The following is a 20,884-nucleotide window of genomic DNA, read 5'->3' on the forward strand; positions in this document are numbered from 1 at the left end:
TCAGTCCCGTAACGCCTTGCCGGTCAGGTGCAGGAAGACCGACTCCAGGTTCGGCTCGTGCACCTCGACCGTCCTGACGACCACGCCCGCCTCCGTGACCGTCGCCAGGATCCGCGTCAGCGTCTTGCGCGCGTCCTCCACCATGACCTCGATGTGGCCCTCCCCGCTACTGATCTTGCGCACTTCCGGCAACCTCTCCAGCTCCGGTACGGCCTGCGTGCCGTCGGTCGTCAGCGAGATCCGGTCCAGCTCGCCCACCAGGGCGACCAGCTCCCTCCGGGTGCCCTCGGCCCTGATCAGGCCCAGGTCGATGATGCCGATGCGGTCGCAGAGGCGTTCGGCCTCCTCCATGTAGTGCGTGGTGTACAGCACGGCGACGCCCTCGCCGGCCAGCGCCGCGACGCTCTCCAGGATCGCGTTGCGGCTCTGCGGATCGACGCCGGCGGTGGGCTCGTCGAGGATCAGCAGGGGAGGGTGGTGCAGGAGGCCCACGCCGATGTTGAGCCGGCGTTTCATGCCGCCCGAATACTCCTTGACCGGGTCTTTCGCCCGGTCGGTCAGGCCGACGATCTCCAGGACCTCCTCGATCCTGGTGCGGGCCTCGGTGCGGTTGAGCGCGTACAGGCGGGCGAAGAAGCGCAGGTTCTCGCGGGCGCTGAGGTCGGGGTAGAGGGCCAGGTCCTGGGGGACGTACCCGATCCGTTTCTTGCCCCAGGTGCTGGTGGTGCCGTGGGGGCGGCCGGAGATGAGGACGTCGCCGCCGTCGCGTTCGAGGATGCCGGCGATCATCGAGATCGTCGTGGTCTTTCCTGCGCCGTTGGGGCCGAGCAGGCCGTAGGTCTCGCCGGCTTCGATGGTGAAGCTGACGTCGTCGACGGCGACGAGATCGCCGAACGTTTTCCGCAAATGCAGACATTTCATGATCTCGTCCCGTGCCACCCTCGCAGTTTGGCGGGGTGGATCGACGATGAGCAAGACCTATGTTGGCGATCCAACTGAATTGATCTATCCCCTTTGTCACAATCAGGGGAAATCTCTTGTTCCTTTGGGCGTGCGCGGGGTGGCACGTTCCAAGGTGCCCGATGGGCGGACGGGGAGGCCGGGTGAAAGAGTCCGGAAGACGGGGGCGTCGGCGGGCTGCGGGACGTCATGGGGTGGGGTGGCGTGCGGCCGGGCGATCCAGGCACGCGCGGCGGCGCACGGGGAAGGGTGCGGGGAAGGGCACGGGGAAGGGCAGGGTGGTGGCGGGGGCGCTGGTGCTGGCCGGTGGGGTGGTCGTGTTGCTCGGCGCGAACGGTGTGTTCAGCGGGTCCACGGCGAGTTCCGGCGCGGCACTTGAGCCCGGCGCCGGGCCTGCGGGGCGCGGCTCGGCGGGGTCGTCCGAGCCGGACCGTACCCGTGGATCGGCGGCGTTGTCAGGTGGTGCGAAGGCCACGGCCACCGCTCAGGCGGGGGTGGAGGCGAGCGCGGAGGCCAGGACGCGGGAGTTGCAGCGGTCCGAGGCGCCGAAGCCCTCGGCCACGCCCGAGGAGGCGGGCGGGATGGTGGCGGGCAGCACGGCTCCTGAGGACGTGCTGGCCGAAGGGCCCGATCCCGCGGACGGGGACGACTTCAGGGCAGATGGGCCGTCCCGGCACACGGATCGGCAGGCGGCGGAGTATTTCCGTACGACCTGGGGCCCGGACGACAAGGCACTGAAACGCCTCAAAGACATCCGCACAGTTGGCGGATATTTGCGCATTTATACGGACCTGCCGGAAAGCGCGGACAATTCCCTCACCGCCATCACGCTCTGCGAACGCGGCCTGGCCTATCTGCACAGCCGGGGCGTGCCGAATCCGGTGGTGTTCGTGCAGGCGGAGTTCGGCGGGAACGGCAATCCGGTGCTCGCCAACATCCTCGGCCCCTCCGACCGGAGCTGCCGAGTCACCCATCCAGCCCCTGACTAGGGGGCGCGCCTAGTGCACCCGGACCCGTGTCTTCGAGCACACTTCGCACCGCTGGGTAACGACGCGGCCAATGGTCTCGATCGTCACCCATCGGTGGCGAAGATGTACATAGCGCACGCGGCTCTCGTACCCGTGCAAGACGATCGATACGCCGTGTCGCTACGTGATCACCCCTTGGGTTCAAGTCGTAGGGAGACGGAGTTGATGCAGTAACGATCGTCCGTCGGCGTCGCGTAGCCCTCACCGTGGAACACATGCCCCAGGTGCGAGTCACAACTGGCGCAACGGACCTCGACACGGACCATGCCGAGGCTGCGGTCCTCGATCAGCCGGACCGCCTCGGATTCCGACGGCTCGAAGAAGCTCGGCCAGCCGCAGTGCGACTCGAACTTCTGGTCCGACCGGAACAGCTCCGCCCCGCAGGCGCGGCACGAGTAGACACCCTCGGCCTTGGTGTCGACGTACTCGCCCGTGAACGGGCGCTCGGTCCCGGCCTCCCTGAGGACGTGGAACTCCTCGGGCGACAACTCGGCCCGCCACTCGGCATCGCTCTTGACCACCTTGTCCATGAGTCCAGAGTACGAGATCAGGCAAAAAGAGATCTTCGCAGGGTGAAGCATCCGTTCTGGGATGAATTTGCGTCTTTGTAGGCAAGGGGGTGTCATCACCTCCTTACCAAGGGGTGAGATCATCCGTCGATCCCGTCGAGCGGCACAGCCCACGCCCGTGCTGGCGCCGCTGGGGATCGTCAAGGCCGGCCGGGTGGCGCGCCAGCGCCCGGAACGGCGGTGGATGGTCTTCCGGCCCGTCCCGTCGAGCCCCCGGTCCCGCCACCGAGGCGGCTCCGGGACGGGCTCACCCCGCTTGGAGTAGGTTCGAGGACATGGCATCGCCGTACATAGAGCTCGAGGTTGGGGAGAGGACCGTCAAGGTCACCAACCCCGACAAGATCTACTTTCCTGGGATCGGCGCCACGAAGCGGGAACTGGTCGAATATTACGTGAGCGTCGGCGAAGGGGCGCTGCGCGCGCTCAAGGACCGGCCCACCAACCTCAAGCGCCATCCCGACGGCGTGCAGACCGAGGCCATCTACCAGAAGCGGATGCCGCCCAAGCACCCCGACTGGCTCCAGTCCGTCACCGTGACCTTCCCCAGCGGCCGCACCGCGCAGTCCCTGCGCGTCACCGAGGTGGCCGCCATCGCCTACTGCGCCAACCTCGGCACCATCGACTTCCACCCCTGGCAGGTGCGGGCCGCCGACGTCGAGCACCCCGACGAGCTGCGCGTCGACCTTGACCCGCAGCCCGGCCTGGGGTTCGACGCCGCGCGCAGGGCCGCGTTCCTGACCAGGGACGTGCTTGGAGAGCTGGGCCTGACCGGCTTCGTGAAGACCTCGGGCAACCGCGGCGCGCACATCGCCGTGCGCATCGAGCCGCGCTGGGACTTCATCCAGGTGCGCCACGCGGGCATCGCCCTGGCCAGGGCCGTCGCCGACCGCGATCCCAGCCTGGTCACCACGGCCTGGTGGAAGGAGGAGCGCGGGGACCGCGTGTTCATCGACTTCAACCAGAACGCCAGGGACCGGACGGTGGCCAGCGCCTACTCCGTCAGAGCCCAGCCCCACGCGCCCGTCTCGACGCCGCTGACCTGGGAGGAGCTGGAGGACGCCGACCCGCGCGACTTCGACATCCGCACGGTTCCCGCCCGCTTCGCGAAGCTGGGCGACGTGCACGCCGGGATCGACGACCAGGCCTACTCCATCGAGTCCCTCCTGGAGCTGTACGCCAAGGACGACCGGGGCGACATGCCCTACCCGCCGAACTATCCGAAGATGCCGGGCGAGCCCAAGCGCGTCCAGCCCAGCAAGGCCAGGTCCGACACGTAGGGGCCGCCCAGTGGCGGACGAGTCAGTGACGGACGAGGTGATGCGGCGCCAGCTCGCGCGTCTCGCCCCTCTCCAGGCAGACCACCCTGTCGGCCAGCCCGGCCTGCTCGGCGTGATGCCGGAAGTCGTCCAGAGGTGAGCTGAAAACGGGATAGTCGTCGAAGTGCACCGGTACGACCGTGTGCGGGTTGATCAGGCCCAGCCACGCCGCGCCCTGCTCGCCGTCCATGGTGACGAGCGGGGCGCCGCGCAGCCTGGCGCCGCCCAGGTGCACGATGGCCAGGTCGATGTCGGGGAAGCGGCGCGGGATCGCGTCCAGGCGGCGGTCGAGCAGGGTGTCGCCGCTGACGTGCACGCGCAGCTGCACCCGTTCGTCCTGGTCGCAGAACTCCAGCATCGTGCCGATCACCGGCGGCAGCAGCGCCTCGGCCGGGCCGGAGGCGTGCTTGGCGGGCAGCGCGGTGATCCGGACGATGCCGCCAGGGCCGCGTACCTCGTGCTGCTGCCAGCTCCGCAGTCCCACGCTCCGGCGGAACCCGCGGCGGCGCAGCCGTCCGGTCGCCGAGGTGGTCGTGACGATCGGCGTGTCCTTGTCCAGGCCCCTGCGCGCCACCCGGTCCCAGTGGTCCCCGTGCAGGTGGGACAGCACCACCGCGTCGAGCGGCGGCAGGTCGTCGATCTCCACGGCAGGATCGGCCAGGCGCCGCGAGAACAGGCCGTACCCCAGGTACGCCCGCTCACCCCGGTGCAGGAAGTTCGGATCCGTCAGCAGCGTGAAGCCGTTGTACCGGATCAGCGTGGTCGCGTTCCCGATGAACTGCAGGCTTCCCCTCACTTCTGCTCACCCCGGATGTTGCGAGCGCTGCCCGGGAGGCACTCCGCCGCCTTTGCCGCCGCCCTTGCGCCCTTTGTCCGTGCCGTGCGGGTGACCGGAGCGCCTGGATCCGCTCTTCGTCTCCCGTACGGCCCCCGCGGACTTGGATTCCACGGCCGACTTACCTGACCTGCGAAGTTCCGGCTGTTGCGGATTGCTCATGGCTTTTGTCCCCCTTTGTATGGGTATCTCCTGCCACGGCAGACCCGAGCCAAACCCTCTGTGTCCGGCTGGTTTCACTTCGGTCTCATTACTTGACTGTCGGTCTAATAGTTCGCAAGGCTCTCTTGTGCATCGGGGGGACAACCGAGTATCGGAGCCTTCTCATGGCAAGAGCGCGACGTCTCGCAGCGGCTGGAGCGGCGACCGCCTTCGTGGTGGCGGGCCTGAGCCTGGCCACGGCCCTCACCCCCGCCGCCGCCACCGTGGACCCCGGCTCCCAGCAGCCCGGCACGGCCTCCACCTGCCTCCTCCCGTTACCGCTGCTCTGCGAGGACGACACCCCCACACCCTCCGATTCCTGGTCAAGCGCGCCCGGCCACGACGATTCCTGGTCGAGCGAGCCCACACCGACCGGCTCCTGGCCGGAAACGGTCGAATCCGTTCCTCCCTGGCGGCCCGCGGGCGAACGCGAGCACAGGGTGCCGAGGGGCCACCCGGAAACGGGCGGCGGCGCCTTCGCGGCGGACGCCCCGACGTGGCCCTTCGCCTTGGGCGGCGCCGCCCTGCTCACCGGCGCCGGCCTGACCGGTTTCGCGGTCCGCCGTCGCAGAAATGCCGCCTGACCCGCCCTCGAACCCCCGCCCGGCGGTGCGGGGCGGGCAGCCGTGGCTCCTGGGCGGGGCCGTGGTCGTGTCGCTGGCCGGGGTGCTGCTGATCGCGTTCGGGATCGGCGGCGTGCTCGGCGGCGACTCCACCCCGTCGCGGACACCGCGCCCCCGTGCCTCCGCCGCCGCGCCGATCACCGGCGTGCCACTGTCCACGGTGGCCCAGCCCATGAAGGCCGCCAAGCCCGCCGCCGTCTACATTCCCTCGATCGGCGTGGCCGCGCCGCTGATGGAGCTGGGCCTGGACGCGCGGGGCGCCATCCAGAACCCGCCGTTCGACCCGCCGGACATCGCCGGCTGGTACCGCTACGGCCCCGTACCGGGCCAGCGCGGCGCCGCCGTGATCACCGGCCACCTGGACACCAGGACCGGCCCGGCCGTCTTCGCCCGCCTCAAGGAGGTCAAGCGCGGCGACCAGGTGCAGGTCCTGCGCGCCGACCGCTCGGTGGCCGTCTTCGTCGTCGACAAGGTCGAGCACACCCCGAAGCGCGGCTTCCCCGCCAAGAAGGTCTACGCCAAGCTCACCTACCCGGGGCTGCGGCTGGTGACCTGCGGAGGGGCGTTCGACCGGCAGGCGCACAGCTACGAGGACAACACCATCGTGTACGCGCACCTCGCCGCCCCGTACTACCCCGGACGCTAAAACGGTCGGCGGCCTACTCCGGACGCTAAAACGGTTGGCGGCGCCGCACCCGCCCCGGTTACGCTCGCTGCTGTCCGAACCGTGGAAACTCGCGGGCACTCGTTGCCCCGGAGGGAGTGGATGTATGCCTGGCACCGCGCCCAGCGCGCCTCGCCGTGCCCCAGGCGGATCCTGCCTCTGACGACTCCGCTCCACCTCTGACAGGCCGGACCGCCTGCCGTTATCGGCGTGCCCGCTCGGCGCTCCCTTGCTGCTCTCGTAAAGACGACATTCCGGCAAGGAGTACCCAGGTTGTCCACCAACAACGGCAAGCCCAGCACCACCCTGAACACCTTCCAGTGCGTACGCTGCGGCCTCACGGTCACCGCGAACGCCCCGGACGGCACCGCGCGCAACCACTGCCCGAGCTGCCTGCACTCACAACACCTGCTCGACGGGTGCGGGTCGCGGATGATCCCCATCTCGATCGCCGTCCTGCGTACCGGCGAATGGATGATCATCCATCGCTGCACCCGGTGCGGCGAGCTGACCTCGAACCCCATCTGCGGGGACGACAACCAGCTCATCCTCATGCGCATGGCCGTACGGCCGCTGGCGCAGCCGCCGTTCCCGCTCGAGGCGTTCGGCGACCTGTGACATGCCCAGAAGGAAACCGGGCCGCGAACGGTCACAACAGCGCAAGAAGGTCACACATCACCATGGGGACGCGTTCCGGTGCGTCGGTTGCCGGCTGGACGTGCCGATGATCGCGCCCGGCACCGCCCACCGCAACCACTGCCCGCACTGCCTGACGAGCCTGCACGTCGATCACCGGATCCCGGGCGATCGGCGGGCGGCCTGCCGGGGCCGGATGGCGGCGCTGAGCGTCACCGTCCGGCGGGACGGGGAGTGGTTGATCATTCACTGCTGCCAGTCGTGCGGCGGGCTCAGCGCCAACCGCATCGCGGGCGACGACAACGCGCTGGCGCTGCTCCGCATCGCCATCCGCCCGCTGTCCGACACCCGCCTCCCGGTCAGCGCCCTACTGTCCCTGTGAGCCGCTGGGGCCGCCACGCGCGGCCCCAGCGGTCAGTCGCCGAACTCCAGCCGCAGCGCCTGGGTGAAGTCGGAGACGGCCTCCTCGTGCCGCTCCAGCTCCTGGAGGATCTCCCCGCGCACCCGGTAAGCCCAGATGTAGTCGGGATCCAGCTCGATCGCCCTGTCGAGGTCCTTGAGCGCCTCCTCGTTGTCCCCCAGCTCACTCAGCACGGCCCCGCGGCTCCCGAGCGCCCGATCGTTGCCGGGGTCGAGCTCCAGCGCCCGGCTCAGATCGGCCAGCGCCTCCTCGTAGCGGTCGGCCATGCGCAGCGCCTCGCCCCGCCGGCTGAGCGCCCGCACGTGGTCCTGCTCGGCCTCCAGCGCCTTGGTGTAGTCGTCGATGGCCTCCTGGTAGAGGTGCATCCGCTGGTACAGGTCGCCCCGGGCCACCCACGAGTAGGCCAGGTCCTCATCCAGCCGGATGATTCTGGAGTGTTCCTCCAGGGCCTCGTCCAGGCGGTCCAGATCCGCCAGGGCGTCCGCCTTGGCCTCCAGGATCCATAGTGAGTCGGGGGAGAGGGTGAGCGCGTGCTCGAAATCCGCCATGGCCTCCTCCAGCCGGTCCATGGCGGCGTAGGTCTGGCCGCGCGAGCCGAGGGCGTACGCGCTGTCCGGCTCCAGCTTGAGGGCCTCGTCGAAGTCGTCGAGCGCGGCCTCGTGCCGGTCGAGCACGCGGTGGCTCTCCCCGCGCAGCCGCCAGGCGCGGGCGTTGCCGGGCATCAGCGCGATCGACTCCGTCAGGTCCGCGATCGCCGCGTCGTGCCGCGACAGGGCGATGTACGATTCGGCCCGGCTGCGCAACACCGAGGCCCGAGACTGGGCTGCCGCCTCGGACAGCCCAGGTTGGTCCTTGATCCCCTCGCTCATGAGGCGTAAATCTATCCAACTAAATCTGGATAATGGCCGCCTTTTCGCGGGTGTACTCGAGGACCGCGTCGTGGCCGTACCCGCTGTCCTTGACCCCGCCGAACGGCAGCCCCGGCGGCATCTGCCTGAAGGTGTTCACCCACACCGTGCCGCTGCGCAGATCCCGGATGAAGCGGTGCGCCCGGCCCAGGTCGCGCGTCCAGACCCCGGCCGCCAGCCCATAAGGGGAGTCGTTCGCGATCGCCAGCGCCTCCTCCTCGGAGGAGAACGGGATGGCCACCGCCACCGGCCCGAAGATCTCCTCCTGGCACACGCGCAGCGCGTTGTCCTCGGTCACGTAGAGGGTCGGCGCCACCCAGTAGCCGCCCGGCAGGGAGGGCACCACGTCCGCGCCGGTCCTGGCGCCGAAGACCAGCTCCGCGCCCTCCTTCTCGGCCAGCTCCAGGTACGACGTCACCCGCTCGTACTGCCCCGCCGACACGATCGGCCCCATCGAGGTCGCCAGGTCCATCGGGTCGCCGAGGACCAGGCCCGCGCACGCGCGCGAGATGCGCCCGATCATGTCGTCCCAGATCGAGCGGTGGATGAGGATGCGCGAGCCCGCCACGCACACCTGCCCGGCGTTGCCCGTGTAGACGGAGTTGACGGTCACGCCCAGGGTGGCGGCGTCCAGGTCGGCGTCGGGGAAGACGATGTTGGGCGACTTGCCGCCCAGCTCGAACGTCAGAGGCTTCAGCGCGTCCGCCGAGGCCCGCGTGATGGCCTGCCCGGTGGCGGTGGAGCCGGTGAGGCTGATCTTGCCGACCCCGCGATGGCGTACGAGGGCGTCGCCGACCTCCTCGCCGAGGCCGCTGACGATGTTCAGGACGCCGGGCGGGAACACCTCCGCGAGCAACTCGCCCAGCCGCAGCACCGACGCGCTCGCCTGCTCGGCCGGCTTGACGATCACCGTGTTGCCGGCCGCCAGCGCGTAGGCGGCCTTGGCCGAGAAGGTCGAGATGGGGGAGTTCCACGGGATGATGCAGACCGTCACCCCGTACGGCTCCCGCCTGGTCAGCCCCAGCGCGTCCGGCCCCAGCAGGACGGTGTCGCCCTTGACCGCGTCGAGGCACTGCCCGGCGGCCAGTTGCCACAGGTACGCCATCCCCGGCAGGTCCTTCTTCAGCGTGTCGCGCAGGATCCTGCCGTTGTCGAGCGTCTCCAGCCTGGCCAGTTCCTCGGCGTGCCGCCCGAACAGCTCCGACACCTTGCGCAGGAAGTGCGCCCTGGCCAGGGCGGGCAGCGCCGACCAGGCGGGGAAGGCCCGTCCCGCGGCCTCGACGGCCGCCTCGGCCTCCGCGGCGCCGCTCGCCGGGATCCGGGCCCACGCCTCGCCGGTTGCCGGGTTGACCGTGTCCATCGTGCGCGCGGCGGGAACCAGCTCGCCGCCGATGAGATTGCGATAGTCAGGCACGGACCAAGCATATGCTTGCTCAACTCAACTGGCCAAAGGTCACGTAAAGCGCACGAACGCGGACGCATAGTCGCCACCCGGCGGGGCACAACCTGGCGATGGCGTACAGAATGCTGGCAAAACTGGCCTACGGCTCCCGATACGACCGCGTCCCGTGGTCGCAGCGGGTGTACGTACGGCCGGCGGAGCGGCTCTTCCGCGAGGCGCAGTGGCGGTGGCTGACCGGCCGGTCGCCGGTCGTGCCGCTGGACGCCTACCAGCGCGTCCGGCCGCTGGGCAGGATCGAGGAGTTCCTGAGCTGCATGATGTGCGGGGAGTCCCGCCAGCAGCCGCTGTACGAGCCGGCCGGGGGCGACGGCTGGCGCTACCACGTCGTACGCTGCCCCTCCTGCGGCTTCCTCTACCGCAACCCGAACGTCCGGCCGGAACGCCTCGGCGACCTGTACGCCACCGGCTACAACACCTTCCTGACCGGCGGCTACGCCGCCAACCGGCAACGCCGCTACGACCTGACCATGAAGGCGTTCTCGCCGGTGTTCGACGAGGGCAAGCAACGCCGGCTGCTCGACTTCGGCTCCGGAGCCGGGCTGTTCCTGGAGCTGGCCGAGCAGCGCGGCTTCGACGCCTGCGGGGTGGATCTGTCGGCGGAGTCGGTCGCCCTGGCCAACGAGCGGCTGAGCCGGGCGCGCACGTATTTCGGCGCCCCCGGGGACGTGCCGGAGATCGCCGCCGGCGGCTTCGACGTGATCACGCTCTGGTCGGTGCTCGCGCACCTGCCCAGGCCCCTGGAGGACTTCCACCGGTTCAGGAGCCTGCTGGCGCCCGGCGGCGTGCTGCTCATCCTGACGGTCAACGCCCGTTCGCTGCTGCTGAAGGCGTACGGCTCCAAGTGGTCCGGTTTCACCAGGAACCACCTGATGTTCTACTCCTCGCAGACCCTGCGCACGCTGCTGGGCCGTACCGGCTTCGCGGGCGTCGCCTTCGCCCCGCACTACGGCGACACGGTCGAGGCGGGCACCACCAAGCTGCCCGCCGAACTGACCGCCCGGCTGCGCCGCACCGTCGACCTGAGCGACGGCGGGAACATGATGCGCGCGCTGGCCTTCGCCGACGAGGAGGCCATCGGCCGCTGGGGCGGCGGACCCCACAGGATCCACCGCCTGCGCGCCTAGATCACGGGCACGCCCGTGTCGGAGGTCTGGGAGGGCTTGGCGAGCTCGGGGTCGAGCTGCTCGATCAGCCGCCGCACCAGCGCCGCCCGCCGCACCCGCTCGCGCCCCAGCTCCTTGGGGACGACCCCGAGATGCCCGCCGGAGGGATAGATGTTGGGCGCGTTGCGCAGCCCCATCTTCAGGTAGACGGGGGCGGTGGCGCGGATGATCTCCACCGCCTCGTAGAACCGCACGAAACCGCCCTGATCATCCGGCACCTCCAGATAGAGGTCGATCGGCAACGAGGTGGCCGCCCGGATCTCGGCCAGCTGCGGGACGGTCAGATCGGTGCCGACGTTCACCGTCGTGGCCCCGAGCCGCTCGTAGATCGCGGCGGTCGGCCCGTTCGTGAGCGGCATGAGCACGGACGTCTTCAGCACGAGGTCGGACGGTAGCGTCCCGTCCGACTTCAGCACCCGCAACACCTCAAGCGCGCCCAGATCGCCCACGAGCAGGCTCCGGATGCCCAGCGAACAGGCCCGCAACGCCTCCGCCACGCACGCCGCGACCATTGCGTTCCCGCGCGCGGCGGCCCCCACGGCCTGCGTGAGCTTGGCCTGGCCGCCGGTGTCCCAGGCGGCCCGCGGCCCGAGGAACAGGTTGACCTCGATGCCCCGATCGGCGCCGATCCGCGCCATCCGCGTGATCTCGTCGTCCGTCAGCATCATCACGCCGCTGCCCTGCGAGGTCCTGGCGACCGGCACGCCGAGCCGGTCGGCCTCCGCGACCACCGCCTCCAGCACATCGGGCCCCTCGACGCTGGGGATCTCGAACCGGTACGGCGCCCCGTCCGCGAACCGGGACCCGGCGGGAGCGGCGGCCCCCACCACGGGGTGCCCGAGGCGGGCCATCAGGGCGTGCAGGTCGGCAAGGCTGGTCATGAGGGGGTCTCCTGGTCATAGATCACTTCGGCGCGCCCGAGGGTGGTACGGCGACCCGTGTCGTCCTCGCCCCACAACTCCAGCTCTGCCCGGTTCCCCTCGGTGGACACCACCCGGCCCCGGCAGGTGTGGGCACGCTCGCGGAAGTCCATCCCGCGGTAACTGATCTCCAGCACGGCCAGCCGTCCTCGCCCGCCCAGCCATCCGGTGACGAGCCGGCCCAGGTAGGCCGCCTTGAGCAGCCCGTGCACGGCCAGTTCCGGGTGCCCGAGCGCGTGGGCGAAGTCCAGGTCGTAGTGCATCTCGTAGAAGTCGCCGGAGGCGCCGGCGTACTCGACCAGCCGCCGCAGCGTGGTGGTCTCGGTGAGGGGAGGGATCATGTTATTTCCTGATTCGGGTGCCGACATGTCTCACCACCAGCTCGCCATCCGGCCGCCTGAACTCCGTCTCGAACGTCAGCAGTGCCATCGGCCCCGCCTTCCCGTTCTTCTCCACGACCCCGGTGAACCGCGGCCGCGACACCAGCACGTCGCCGGCCCGCAGCGGCGCGTGGTACTCGAACCGGTCACCGCCGTTCAGCCAGCCCGCCCCGTAGGACCCCGCGGCCGGCAACGACGGCGGCTCGTCGAGGAAACACGCCGTGAACGTGGGCGGCACCTCGGAGCCGTCGTCCCCGATGGCGTGCAGGTAGAACTCCAGATGACGCCGCTCGACGACGTCCTCCCGGGCGGGGCCGGTCCAGCCGACCGCCTCCTGGAGTACCTCGATCATGAATCTCCTTCCCTGATCCGCTTCAGCCAGGCCAGCGACTCGGGGGAGTGGCCGCCGACCCGTTCCTCGATGCCGTCGAGGAAGGTCATGTCCCCGTGCGTGGCCAGCTCCCGGTGCACGGCCTCCGGCGAGCCGGACTCGATCACCTCCAGCAGGCGGCGGTGCCGGTTCGAGTCGTCCACGAGCGACTCGTCCGACGCCCTGGCCTGCCGGTTCATGCCCATGCAGAGCAACATCTGGAGCTGGATCGAGCGGTAGGCGTCCTCCAGCCGCTGGTGCCCGGACAGCCCGATGACCGAGCTGTGGAACTCGACGGCCTCCTCGAGCATGCCCAGCCAGTCGCCGCCCCGCGCGCAGGTCCCGTGCCGGTCGAGCGCGGCGTGGCAGCGCTGGAGGCGGGCGGGCTCGCGTACCGGGACGCCGAGGTCCACGGCCATGCGCCCCAGCTCGCGCCGGAGCGTGAGGATCTCGTAGATGTCGTGCAGCGTGAGCTGCGTGACGAACGCGCCCCTGCGCGGGAGCTGGGTGATCAGGCCCTGCTGCTCCAGCACCCGCATCGCCTCGCGCAGCGGGGGCCTGCTGACGCCCAGCTCCTGGGTGAGCTGGTTCTCCACCACCCGGTCGCCGGGCCGCAGTCTGCCGCTGAGCAGCATGCGCATCAGGGCCTCGGTGGCGAGCTGGACCATGCTGGGGGGTGCCTCGATGCGCATCGTGGTCTCTCTGGTCGTAGGCGATCAGTGTCTGTCGCCATAGTGCCGAAGAACTTCCGGCGGAACTCTTGTCTAGTCCAGTTGTCTTCTGTAGACAATAGACCAACCCCGGCCGAAGTGAGGTTTTCGTAACATATGACCACTCCATTGTCCGGTGTCCGAGTTGTCGAGGTCGGCGCCTTCATGGCCGCCCCTTTCGCGACGATGCAGCTGGCCGACCTGGGCGCCACCGTCATCAAGATCGAGAACCCCAAGGGCGGCGACCAGGTACGCGCCATCGGCCCGTTCATGTCCGGGCACAGCTCCCCGTTCGCCAGGCTCAACCGCAACAAACGCTCGGTCGCCCTGGACCTGAAGTCCGAGTCCGGCGCCGCCGCCTTCCGCCGCCTGGTCAAGGACGCCGACGTCCTGGTGGAGAACCTGCGCCCCGGCGCCATGCGCAAGCTCGGCTTCGGCTTCGACGACCTCAAACAGCTCAACCCCGGCCTCGTGTACGTCTCCGCCTCCGGCTGGGGCCAGGACGGCCCCCTCGCGAACCTGCCGGGCCTGGACATCATGGCCCAGGCCCGCGGCGGCCTGATGAGCGTCACCGGCATGCCCGACGGCGGCCCGGCCAAGGTCGGCGTGCCCATCGCCGACCTGGTGTGCGGCCTGTACGGAGCCCTCGGCGCCGTCTCCGCCCTGCACGCGCGTGAGCTGACCGGCCAGGGCCAGCACGTGGACGTCTCGCTCCTGGAGTCGGCCGTCACGTTCGCCATCTGGGAGGCGGGCAAGTATTTCGCCACCGGCGAGGTCGGCGGGCCGCTCGGCTCCGCGCACCAGAGCACGGCCCCCTACCAGGCCATCCGCACCGCCGACGGCTGGTGCACGGTCGGCGCCGTCACCCCCAAGACCTGGCACGGCCTGTGCACCGCGCTCGGCCTGCCCGAGCTGCTCGACGACGAGCGCTACGCCGACGCCCACGACCGGCACGGCCTGCGCCACGAGCTGATCCCCGCCATCGAGCGGGTCACCATGCGGCGCACCACGGCCGAGATCGTGACCGCGCTCGACGCCCAGGGCGTGCCCTGTGCCCCTATTTCCGACTACTCCCAGGTGTTCAACGACGAACACCTCAACCAGCGGCGGTTCTTCTGGGATGCCGAGCATCCCGAGTTGGGCCCCGTACGCCAGCTCGGTTCGGCCATGCGTTTCTCGGAGACACCCACCAGACGCGGGCCCGCCGGGCCGCTGCTCGGCGCGGACACCGTCGAGGTGCTGCGCGAGTGCGGCCTGACCGAGCAGGAGATCGACCGGCTGCTCGCCGAAGGCGCGGCAGCCCAATCCCCCACCCCCTTGGAGAGCTCATGAGCGACCAGCTGACCCCGGGTGTGAGCGCCAGCCTCACCTGGGTCGTGGCGGAGCGGCACTGCACCCGCCGCGGCGACCACGACATCTTCTCCACCCCCAACCTGGTCCACCTGATCGAGGACGCCGCGATCGAGGCACTCGCCCCCTACCTGGCCGACGGCCAGGGCAGCGTCGGCAGCAAGGTGGAGATCGCGCACGTGGCGCCCACGCTCAAGGGCGGCAAGGTCACCGCGACCGCCACGGTGACCGAGGTGGACCGTCGTCGCGTCGCCTTCTCCGTGCTCGCCGAGGATGACAACGGGAAGGTCGGCGAGGGCACGCACGAGCGGTTCGTCATCGACCTGGACAAGTTCGCCGCCAAGCTCCAAGGGCTGGCGTCATGAGGGCCCTGCGAGCCACCCTGCCGGCCGCCGCCCTGCTCGTGGGGCTCGCGGGGGTGGCGGGCTGCGGCGCGAACGCCGATTCCGGCGGCGGCGGGGCCTGGAAGCCGCGCGGCGACGTACGCATGATCGTGCCGTTCGCCGCCGGCGGCGGCAGCGACCTGGCCGGGCGTGCCATCGCCACCGCGCTGGAGAAGGCCCAGCCCGGCGTGACCGTCACCGTGGAGAACCGCGACGGCGGCTCGGGCGCGGTCGGGTACTCGGGCATGCTCGGCAAGAAGGGCAACGGCAACTACCTCATCGCCACCGAGAACGCCATCCTGTCCCTGCCGCTCAGCGGCCAGGTCTCCTTCACCCGCAAGGACTTCACGCCCGTCGCCAAACTGGCCGAGGACGGCGGCATCCTCGTGGTCAAGAAGGACTCCGCGTACAAGACCTGCACCGACGTCGTGAACGCCGCCAAAGCCGGCCGCGTCAGCGTGGGCATGTCCGGCGCGTTCGGCGTGGACAACGTGATCTACACGATGATCGAGCAGAAGACCGGCGTGAAGTTCCAGCGGGTGCCGTTCGAGTCGGGCGGTGAACTGGTGCCGGCGGTGCTCGGCGGCCAGATCCAGGTCGCGCTGCTGAACCCCGGCGAGGTGATCGGCCAGCTCAAGTCCGGCGACCTCAGGGGCCTGTGCGTCACCACCGACAAGCGCTACACCTACCCCGAGTTCAGCCAGCTTCCCACGGCCAAGGAACAGGGGATCGACGTCTCCTACGTCCAGTTCAGAGGGCTCCTGGCGCCCGGCGGGCTGGACGAGCGCGAGCAGGCGTACTGGGAGAAGGCCGCCAAGGGCGTCACCAAGACCCCCGAGTTCCAGAAGTGGCTCAAGGACAACTACCTGCAGCAGGCCGAGTTGTACGGGGACGACTTCGGCAAATACCTCGAACAACTCGACACGGCCCTCGCGCCCGTACTGAAGAAGACCTCATGAGGTCGCTGCTCCGCGGCGAGTCCGCCGTCTGGGCGCTGCTGGTCTGCCTGTCCGTCGCCATGGCGGCCGTCTCCTTCGGGTACGGCATCACCAAGGAAGGCGGCCAGGTAGGACCCGGCTTCCTGCCGCTGGTCAGCGGCGTCGCGCTGGCCGTGCTCTCGGCCGCCCTGCTCACGCAGTCGGTACGCCGCACGCAGGAGACCTCCGAGGAGGAGGTCGACCCCGCCCGCATCAGGACCTTGTGGACCGTGTTCGGCCTGCTGCTGGTCGCTCTCCTGCTGGTGCCGCTGCTCGGGTTCCTGGTGGCGTTCGGGCTGCTGGTGTTCGCCGTCTCCGCGTTCGTCGAGAAGCGGCGCGTGTTGCCCGCCGCGGGCGTCGCCGTCGCCGCCACGCTGGTGATCTACGCGGTGTTCGTGCTGTTCCTGGCCGTGCCCCTGCCGGGCGGGCTGCTCGGCGTCGGAGGTGACGGCTGATGCTGGACAACCTGATCATGGGCTTCGGGGCGGCCCTCACGCCGGGGAACCTGCTCTGGTGCTTCGTCGGCGTGCTCGCCGGCACCATCATCGGCCTGCTGCCGGGCCTCGGCTCGACCACCGGCGTGGCCGTGCTGCTGCCGCTGACGCTCTCGTTCGAGCCGCTGACCGCGCTCATCATGCTCGCCGGCATCTACTACGGCGCCCAGTACGGCGGCACGATCACCTCCGTACTGATCTCCACCCCCGGCGAGGCGGCCAGCGTCGTCACCGCGATCGACGGCTACCAGATGGCCCGCAAGGGCAGGGCGGGCGCGGCGCTGTCGATCGCGGCCATCGGCTCCTTCGTGGCCGCCATCATCTCCCTGGTGCTGCTGGTGGCGATGGCCCCGCCGTTCGCCAAACTGGCGCTCGACTTCGGGCCACCCGAGAACCTGGCCGTCATGGTGCTCGGCCTCACCACCATCGTCAGCTTCTCCGCCGGCGCCAAGCTGCGCGGCCTGGCCATGGCGGTGCTGGGCATCCTGCTGGCCACCGTCGGCGTGGACGCGGCCACCGGCCTGCCCCGCTACACCTTCGGCGATGTGGACCTGCTGTCCGGGCTGCCGTTCGTCCAGGTGATGATCGGGCTGTTCGCGGTGGGGGAGGTGCTCTTCCAGATCCGGCAGGGCGCGGCCGCGCCCATCAGGGCCACGTTCAGGGACCTGGTGATCACCAAGGAGGAGCTGTCCCGCTCCAAGGGGGCGATCGCCCGGGGCAGCCTGATCGGCTACGTGCTCGGCTGCCTGCCGGGGGCCGGCTCCACGCTGGCCTCCTTCCTGGCGTACGGGGTGGAGAAGCGCGTCTCGCGCAACAAGCACGAGTTCGGGCACGGCGCCATCGAGGGCGTCGCCTCGCCGGAGAGCGCCAACAACGCCGCCGCCAACGCCAACTTCGTCCCCACCCTGGCCCTGGGCATCCCCGGCGGCGCGACCACCGCCGTGCTGCTGGGGGCGTTCATGATGTACGGCATCCAGCCGGGGCCGCTGCTGTTCGAGGAGCAACCGGAGCTGGTGTGGGGGCTGCTGGCCTCGTTCTTCATCGGCAACGTGCTGCTGCTGGTCCTGAACCTGCCCCTGGCGCCGCTGTTCGCGCAACTCCTGCGGATTCCGTACGGGTACATGTATCCGCTGATCCTGGTCACCAGTTTCGTCGGGGCGTACTCGATCGACAACAACATGTTCAGCGTCTGGATCGTGTTCGTCTTCGGCCTGGTCGGATATTTCATGAAGAAGTTCGACCTGCCGATGGCACCGCTCGTGCTCGGCCTCGTCATCGGCCCGCTGTTCGAGAAGGCGCTCGTCCAGACGTCCGCCATGGGCGACGGCGACCTGACGATCATCTTCACCCGGCCCATCACGCTGGTGGTGTTCCTGCTGGCCGCCCTGCTGCTGGCCGGCCCGTCACTGCTCAAGCTGCTACCCGGCAACCTGCGGCGCAAGGAACGTCGCGAAGAAGAGGAGAAGGTGTGAGCGAGCTACTCGTCACCGCCGACGGGCCCGTGCTGCGGGTGGTCTTCAACCGTCCCGCCCAGCACAACGCGCTGACCTGGGGCATGTGGGACGGCCTGTACGACGCCTGCGAACGGGCCGACGCCGACCCGGAGATCAAGCTGCTCGTGCTCTCGGGCGCGGGCGGCCGGGCCTTCGTGGCCGGCACGGACATCTCCCAGTTCGCCTCGTTCACCGACGGGGACGACGGCGTCGCCTACGAACGCAAGGTGCAGCGCATCATCGACCGCCTCGAACGCGTCAAGGTCCCCACCCTGGCCGTCGTCCAGGGCTACTGCGTCGGCGGCGGCCTGGTGGTGGCCGCCGCCTGCGACCTCCGCCTGGCCGTACCCGGAGCCAGGTTCGGCGCCCCCATCGCCAAGACCCTCGGCAACTGCCTCTCCATGAACACCTACTCCCTGCTCGTCCACCACCTCGGCCCCGCCAGAACCCTCGACCTGCTGCTGCGGGCGCGCATGTACACCGGCGAGGAAGCCCACGCCGCCGGCTTCGTCGCCGAACTCGCCACCCCCGACGACCTGGCCACCCGCCAGGCGGAGATGGAATCCCGGCTCCTCTCCCACGCCCCCCTGTCGATGTGGGCCGCCAAGGAGGCCGTCCGACGCCTGCGCACAGCCAACCTGCCGGACGGCGACGACATCGTGTCCGCGGTCTTCGGCAGCACCGACTTCCACACCGCCGTCCCCGCCTTCCTCGCCAAGACCCAGGTCACCTGGCAGGGTCACTGACCCGGCAAGGGTGGCGGTCCGAGGGGGCACCATGGCTCCCGGGCCGGGGCGTCCGGTCCGAGGGGGCGCGATGGCTCCCGGGCCGGGGCGTCCCCTCCACCCGGCCCGGGCTCGCTCTAAGATCGGAGGCATGCAGCTCGCCCCCGGCGTCCACGTCGCCATAACCGATCGGCACGGAGGGGTCAGCGCGGCTCCTTTCGGCTCGCGCAACCTCGGCGGCCTGGTCGGTGACGACCCGGCGGCCGTGCGGGCCAACCGCGAGGGTGTGGCGACCGAGCTGGGCGTGCGGGCAGTGGTGTTCATGCGCCAGGTCCACAGCGCCGACGTGGCGTACGTGAGCGAGCCCTACGGCGACGACCCACCCCAGCTCGACGGCGTGTTCACCACCGAGCCGCGCCTGGCGCTGGCCTCCCTCGGCGCCGACTGCCCCGCCGTGCTGGTGGCCGACCCGGTGGCCCGCATGGTCGGCGCCGCCCACTCCGGCCGCCCCGGCACCGAGGCGGGCATAGCGACGACCCTGGTGGAGGCCATGGCGGCCAAGGGCGCGGAGCCCGGCAGGATGGTCGCGCTGATCGGGCCGGGCGCGTGCGGCCGCTGCTACGAGGTCCCCGCCGACCTGCGCGCGCAGGTGGCCGCGAAGGTCCCCGCCACCTGGTCCACGACCTCCTGGGAGACCCCGGCGCTGGACCTGCGGGCCGGGATCGAGGCCCAGCTCAGGGCGGCGGGCCTGAGCGACGTACACCATGACGCGCGCTGCACGATCGAGTCCGAGGAGCTCTACTCCCACCGCCGCGAGCAGCCAGGCGGCCGATTCGCCGGGCTCATCTGGCTCACCTGACACCGCCTGTCGCCGGCCGGGCCGGGGGCGGGTGCCGTCCGGCTTCGGACGGTACGAGGTCGAAGCCGGAGTCATAGGCGCCGCCGCCTCCGTCGACATGCCGGCCACCGGCGCGCGCTGAGCTGTCCGTGAGCTTGGGTCGATGATCAGGGGTTCAGCGTCAGCGTTCGATGGCGTCGGTTCGCAACAAGTCTGTCCTAGGGTGGGTGATCGTGACGACGCAACGATGGGCATTGGGCGGCGACCTGAGCGTCGCGAGGGTCGGGTACGGCGCGATGAAGCTGACCGGTTGGCCGAGGGGCGACCGGCCCAGCCGGGAGACGGCCCTGGCTCTTCTGCGCCGGGCCGTGGATCTCGGGGTGAACCACATCGACACCTCGCACTACTACTCGCGTGACGGGGTGGCGGCCAACGAGCTGATCCGAGAGGCGCTGCACCCCTACCCGGACGACCTGGTGATCGTGACCAAGGTCGGGGCGCTGGTCGAGGGCTCCGACATCACCCTGCCGGCGGCGGAGATGACCGGTCTCACCCCCGACGGCCTGCGTCGCGGCGTCGAGGCGAACCTGCGCTCGCTCGGCGTGGACCGCCTGGACGTGGTGAACCTGCGGATGGGCGACCGCGACCGCACCGAGACACCCCTGGCCGGGCCCCTGGAAACGCTGCTCGCGCTGCGCGAGGAAGGCCTGATCCGCCATCTCGGCATCTCCAACGTCACTGCCGCCGAGTTCGCCGTAGCCCGTACGATCGCGCCGATCGCCTGCGTCCAGAACCTCTACAACCTGGCCCAGCGCGATGACGACCCGCTCCTGGACGCCTGCGCGGAGGCCGGCGTCGCCTACGTCCCCTTCTTCCCGGTCGGCGGTTTCCAGCCGCTCACGGCCGAGCGCCTCGACGCCGTCGCCGCCCGCCACCACGCGACCGTGCCCCAGGTGGCCCTGGCCTGGCTGCTGGCCCGATCACCGAACGTCCTGCTCATCCCCGGCACCGGCTCGGTGGCCCACCTGGAAGAGAACATCGCCGCCGGCGCGCTGAACCTGAGCACGGACGACCTCGCCGAACTCGGATAGGGGCCAAGCCCCGCCTCGGCTACCCCTTCCGAGGTCCGTTGTACACGGCGTTGACGATGATGATCCCAGCCCAGACCGGGATCAGCCCGGCCATGCTGCCCTCGCCGAACAGCATGAAGAGAATGGTCGCGGCAGTGCCCAGCACCAGCGAGACGATCGCCAGCGCCAGCCGCTGCCCCTCGACCGTGGCGGACCGGGCCGCCGGGCCCTTCGGGGTGGCGTGGGCGAGCCGCTCGTCCACCCGCCGGTCGATCTCCTGCCCCATCTTGTCGAGGAACGAATCCACGACGGCGTCTTCGAATTCGGGCCCGAGGTCGCGACGCGCGGACACGGCGGCCTTGAGCTCATCCCCTGTTGTCATATGTCG

General features: G+C 70.3%; 25 protein-coding genes. 15 read left to right on the forward strand and 10 right to left on the reverse strand.

Going from position 1 to position 20,884, the window contains the following annotated elements:
• Complete coding sequence (locus tag ACFPZ3_RS34990; protein ID WP_379518590.1) at nt 1-906, reverse strand: ABC transporter ATP-binding protein; 906 nt, start codon at nt 904-906, stop codon at nt 1-3.
• A gap of 248 nt (nt 907-1,154) precedes the next feature.
• Between ACFPZ3_RS34990 and ACFPZ3_RS34995 the strand changes: the two genes are divergently transcribed.
• Nucleotides 1,155-1,949 (forward strand): TrbL/VirB6 family protein, encoded by a 795-nt coding sequence (locus ACFPZ3_RS34995; protein WP_379518591.1) that lies wholly within the window; start codon nt 1,155-1,157, stop codon nt 1,947-1,949.
• 167 nt (nt 1,950-2,116) lie between these two features.
• Here the strand turns inward: ACFPZ3_RS34995 and msrB are convergent, their stop codons facing one another.
• Nucleotides 2,117-2,518: a peptide-methionine (R)-S-oxide reductase MsrB gene (gene msrB, locus ACFPZ3_RS35000; RefSeq protein WP_379518592.1), complete on the reverse strand. Its 402-nt coding sequence runs from the start codon at nt 2,516-2,518 to the stop codon at nt 2,117-2,119.
• A 314-nt stretch (nt 2,519-2,832) separates the two neighbouring features.
• On the opposite strand from msrB, the gene ligD reads away from it, so the two are divergent.
• Nucleotides 2,833-3,834: a non-homologous end-joining DNA ligase gene (ligD, locus tag ACFPZ3_RS35005; protein WP_379518593.1), complete on the forward strand. Its 1,002-nt coding sequence runs from the start codon at nt 2,833-2,835 to the stop codon at nt 3,832-3,834.
• A gap of 22 nt (nt 3,835-3,856) precedes the next feature.
• Here the strand turns inward: ligD and ACFPZ3_RS35010 are convergent, their stop codons facing one another.
• A complete protein-coding gene (locus ACFPZ3_RS35010; RefSeq protein WP_379518594.1) occupies nt 3,857-4,669 on the reverse strand; it encodes an MBL fold metallo-hydrolase in 813 nt (270 codons plus the stop codon).
• A gap of 365 nt (nt 4,670-5,034) precedes the next feature.
• On the opposite strand from ACFPZ3_RS35010, the gene ACFPZ3_RS35015 reads away from it, so the two are divergent.
• The 4 genes from ACFPZ3_RS35015 to ACFPZ3_RS35030 all read left to right on the forward strand — a co-directional run bounded on the left by ACFPZ3_RS35015 (nt 5,035) and on the right by ACFPZ3_RS35030 (nt 7,214).
• Entirely contained in the window at nt 5,035-5,493 is a 459-nt protein-coding gene (locus tag ACFPZ3_RS35015; protein ID WP_379518595.1) for a hypothetical protein, read from the forward strand.
• Nucleotides 5,483-6,178 (forward strand): class F sortase, encoded by a 696-nt coding sequence (locus ACFPZ3_RS35020; protein ID WP_379518596.1) that lies wholly within the window; start codon nt 5,483-5,485, stop codon nt 6,176-6,178. Before ACFPZ3_RS35015 ends, ACFPZ3_RS35020 begins: the two co-directional genes overlap by 11 nt.
• 291 nt (nt 6,179-6,469) lie before the next feature.
• Entirely contained in the window at nt 6,470-6,814 is a 345-nt protein-coding gene (locus ACFPZ3_RS35025) for an RNHCP domain-containing protein (protein WP_379518597.1), read from the forward strand.
• 1 nt (nt 6,815) lies between these two features.
• A complete protein-coding gene (locus ACFPZ3_RS35030; RefSeq protein ID WP_379518598.1) occupies nt 6,816-7,214 on the forward strand; it encodes an RNHCP domain-containing protein in 399 nt (132 codons plus the stop codon).
• A 32-nt stretch (nt 7,215-7,246) separates the two neighbouring features.
• Here ACFPZ3_RS35030 and ACFPZ3_RS35035 read toward each other — a convergent pair whose 3' ends face one another.
• Both ACFPZ3_RS35035 and ACFPZ3_RS35040 read right to left on the reverse strand, forming a co-directional pair.
• Nucleotides 7,247-8,122 carry a tetratricopeptide repeat protein gene (locus ACFPZ3_RS35035; RefSeq protein ID WP_379518599.1) on the reverse strand — a complete coding sequence of 292 codons (876 nt, stop codon included), beginning with the start codon at nt 8,120-8,122 and terminating at the stop codon, nt 7,247-7,249.
• 19 nt (nt 8,123-8,141) lie between these two features.
• Entirely contained in the window at nt 8,142-9,575 is a 1,434-nt protein-coding gene (locus tag ACFPZ3_RS35040) for an aldehyde dehydrogenase family protein (RefSeq protein WP_379518600.1), read from the reverse strand.
• A 110-nt stretch (nt 9,576-9,685) separates the two neighbouring features.
• Here ACFPZ3_RS35040 and ACFPZ3_RS35045 point away from each other — a divergent pair, with 110 nt between their 5' ends.
• A complete protein-coding gene (locus ACFPZ3_RS35045; protein WP_379518601.1) occupies nt 9,686-10,747 on the forward strand; it encodes a class I SAM-dependent methyltransferase in 1,062 nt (353 codons plus the stop codon).
• Here the strand turns inward: ACFPZ3_RS35045 and ACFPZ3_RS35050 are convergent.
• From ACFPZ3_RS35050 to ACFPZ3_RS35065, 4 genes are read right to left on the reverse strand one after another with little or no spacing between them, the layout of a single operon-like run.
• Nucleotides 10,744-11,667 carry a U32 family peptidase gene (locus ACFPZ3_RS35050; protein WP_379518602.1) on the reverse strand — a complete coding sequence of 308 codons (924 nt, stop codon included), beginning with the start codon at nt 11,665-11,667 and terminating at the stop codon, nt 10,744-10,746. The two genes, ACFPZ3_RS35045 and ACFPZ3_RS35050, sit on opposite strands and share 4 nt — an antisense overlap.
• Nucleotides 11,664-12,047, reverse strand: coding sequence for a MaoC/PaaZ C-terminal domain-containing protein (locus ACFPZ3_RS35055; RefSeq protein ID WP_379518603.1), 384 nt, complete (start codon nt 12,045-12,047; stop codon nt 11,664-11,666). The genes ACFPZ3_RS35050 and ACFPZ3_RS35055 overlap by 4 nt, the downstream gene beginning before the upstream one ends.
• 1 nt (nt 12,048) lies before the next feature.
• Nucleotides 12,049-12,438, reverse strand: coding sequence for an FAS1-like dehydratase domain-containing protein (locus ACFPZ3_RS35060; protein WP_379518604.1), 390 nt, complete (start codon nt 12,436-12,438; stop codon nt 12,049-12,051).
• Nucleotides 12,435-13,148, reverse strand: coding sequence for a GntR family transcriptional regulator (locus ACFPZ3_RS35065; protein ID WP_379518605.1), 714 nt, complete (start codon nt 13,146-13,148; stop codon nt 12,435-12,437). Before ACFPZ3_RS35065 ends, ACFPZ3_RS35060 begins: the two co-directional genes overlap by 4 nt.
• A gap of 135 nt (nt 13,149-13,283) precedes the next feature.
• On the opposite strand from ACFPZ3_RS35065, the gene ACFPZ3_RS35070 reads away from it, so the two are divergent.
• The 8 genes from ACFPZ3_RS35070 to ACFPZ3_RS35105 all read left to right on the forward strand — a co-directional run bounded on the left by ACFPZ3_RS35070 (nt 13,284) and on the right by ACFPZ3_RS35105 (nt 20,517).
• On the forward strand, nt 13,284-14,498 hold the full coding sequence (locus tag ACFPZ3_RS35070; protein WP_379518606.1) for a CaiB/BaiF CoA transferase family protein: 1,215 nt from the start codon (nt 13,284-13,286) through the stop codon (nt 14,496-14,498).
• A complete protein-coding gene (locus tag ACFPZ3_RS35075) occupies nt 14,495-14,881 on the forward strand; it encodes a thioesterase family protein (RefSeq protein ID WP_379518607.1) in 387 nt (128 codons plus the stop codon). The genes ACFPZ3_RS35070 and ACFPZ3_RS35075 overlap by 4 nt, the downstream gene beginning before the upstream one ends.
• Nucleotides 14,878-15,858: a tripartite tricarboxylate transporter substrate binding protein gene (locus ACFPZ3_RS35080; protein ID WP_379518608.1), complete on the forward strand. Its 981-nt coding sequence runs from the start codon at nt 14,878-14,880 to the stop codon at nt 15,856-15,858. The genes ACFPZ3_RS35075 and ACFPZ3_RS35080 overlap by 4 nt, the downstream gene beginning before the upstream one ends.
• Entirely contained in the window at nt 15,855-16,331 is a 477-nt protein-coding gene (locus tag ACFPZ3_RS35085; protein WP_379518609.1) for a tripartite tricarboxylate transporter TctB family protein, read from the forward strand. Before ACFPZ3_RS35080 ends, ACFPZ3_RS35085 begins: the two co-directional genes overlap by 4 nt.
• Nucleotides 16,331-17,842, forward strand: a complete 1,512-nt coding sequence (locus tag ACFPZ3_RS35090; protein ID WP_379518610.1) for a tripartite tricarboxylate transporter permease — start codon at nt 16,331-16,333, stop codon at nt 17,840-17,842. Before ACFPZ3_RS35085 ends, ACFPZ3_RS35090 begins: the two co-directional genes overlap by 1 nt.
• The gene (locus tag ACFPZ3_RS35095; protein ID WP_379518611.1) at nt 17,839-18,609 is read left to right on the forward strand and encodes an enoyl-CoA hydratase/isomerase family protein; all 771 of its coding nucleotides are present in this window, start codon (nt 17,839-17,841) and stop codon (nt 18,607-18,609) included. The genes ACFPZ3_RS35090 and ACFPZ3_RS35095 overlap by 4 nt, the downstream gene beginning before the upstream one ends.
• Before the next feature lie 130 nt (nt 18,610-18,739).
• Nucleotides 18,740-19,447, forward strand: a complete 708-nt coding sequence (gene pgeF / locus ACFPZ3_RS35100) for a peptidoglycan editing factor PgeF (protein ID WP_379518612.1) — start codon at nt 18,740-18,742, stop codon at nt 19,445-19,447.
• A 212-nt stretch (nt 19,448-19,659) separates the two neighbouring features.
• Entirely contained in the window at nt 19,660-20,517 is an 858-nt protein-coding gene (locus ACFPZ3_RS35105) for an oxidoreductase (RefSeq protein WP_379518613.1), read from the forward strand.
• Nucleotides 20,518-20,536: 19 nt separating this feature from the next.
• Here ACFPZ3_RS35105 and ACFPZ3_RS35110 read toward each other — a convergent pair whose 3' ends face one another.
• The gene (locus ACFPZ3_RS35110; protein ID WP_379518614.1) at nt 20,537-20,878 is read right to left on the reverse strand and encodes a hypothetical protein; all 342 of its coding nucleotides are present in this window, start codon (nt 20,876-20,878) and stop codon (nt 20,537-20,539) included.
• Nucleotides 20,879-20,884 lie beyond the last annotated feature (6 nt).

The sequence above is a fragment of the Nonomuraea insulae genome, assembly GCF_042656245.1.

Coding starts and splice junctions, on each gene's coding strand:
- ACFPZ3_RS35075 (WP_379518607.1), top strand. CDS start 14,495: ATGAGCGACCAGCTGACCCCGGGTGTGAGCGCCAGCCTCACCTGGGTC.
- ACFPZ3_RS35110 (WP_379518614.1), bottom strand. CDS start 20,878: ATGACAACAGGGGATGAGCTCAAGGCCGCCGTGTCCGCGCGTCGCGAC.
- ACFPZ3_RS35035 (WP_379518599.1), bottom strand. CDS start 8,122: ATGAGCGAGGGGATCAAGGACCAACCTGGGCTGTCCGAGGCGGCAGCC.
- ACFPZ3_RS35060 (WP_379518604.1), bottom strand. CDS start 12,438: ATGATCGAGGTACTCCAGGAGGCGGTCGGCTGGACCGGCCCCGCCCGG.
- ligD (WP_379518593.1), top strand. CDS start 2,833: ATGGCATCGCCGTACATAGAGCTCGAGGTTGGGGAGAGGACCGTCAAG.
- ACFPZ3_RS35080 (WP_379518608.1), top strand. CDS start 14,878: ATGAGGGCCCTGCGAGCCACCCTGCCGGCCGCCGCCCTGCTCGTGGGG.
- ACFPZ3_RS35030 (WP_379518598.1), top strand. CDS start 6,816: ATGCCCAGAAGGAAACCGGGCCGCGAACGGTCACAACAGCGCAAGAAG.
- ACFPZ3_RS35015 (WP_379518595.1), top strand. CDS start 5,035: ATGGCAAGAGCGCGACGTCTCGCAGCGGCTGGAGCGGCGACCGCCTTC.
- ACFPZ3_RS35055 (WP_379518603.1), bottom strand. CDS start 12,047: ATGATCCCTCCCCTCACCGAGACCACCACGCTGCGGCGGCTGGTCGAG.
- msrB (WP_379518592.1), bottom strand. CDS start 2,518: ATGGACAAGGTGGTCAAGAGCGATGCCGAGTGGCGGGCCGAGTTGTCG.
- ACFPZ3_RS35070 (WP_379518606.1), top strand. CDS start 13,284: ATGACCACTCCATTGTCCGGTGTCCGAGTTGTCGAGGTCGGCGCCTTC.
- ACFPZ3_RS35045 (WP_379518601.1), top strand. CDS start 9,686: ATGCTGGCAAAACTGGCCTACGGCTCCCGATACGACCGCGTCCCGTGG.
- ACFPZ3_RS35050 (WP_379518602.1), bottom strand. CDS start 11,667: ATGACCAGCCTTGCCGACCTGCACGCCCTGATGGCCCGCCTCGGGCAC.
- ACFPZ3_RS35090 (WP_379518610.1), top strand. CDS start 16,331: ATGCTGGACAACCTGATCATGGGCTTCGGGGCGGCCCTCACGCCGGGG.
- ACFPZ3_RS35065 (WP_379518605.1), bottom strand. CDS start 13,148: ATGCGCATCGAGGCACCCCCCAGCATGGTCCAGCTCGCCACCGAGGCC.
- ACFPZ3_RS35085 (WP_379518609.1), top strand. CDS start 15,855: ATGAGGTCGCTGCTCCGCGGCGAGTCCGCCGTCTGGGCGCTGCTGGTC.
- pgeF (WP_379518612.1), top strand. CDS start 18,740: ATGCAGCTCGCCCCCGGCGTCCACGTCGCCATAACCGATCGGCACGGA.
- ACFPZ3_RS35020 (WP_379518596.1), top strand. CDS start 5,483: ATGCCGCCTGACCCGCCCTCGAACCCCCGCCCGGCGGTGCGGGGCGGG.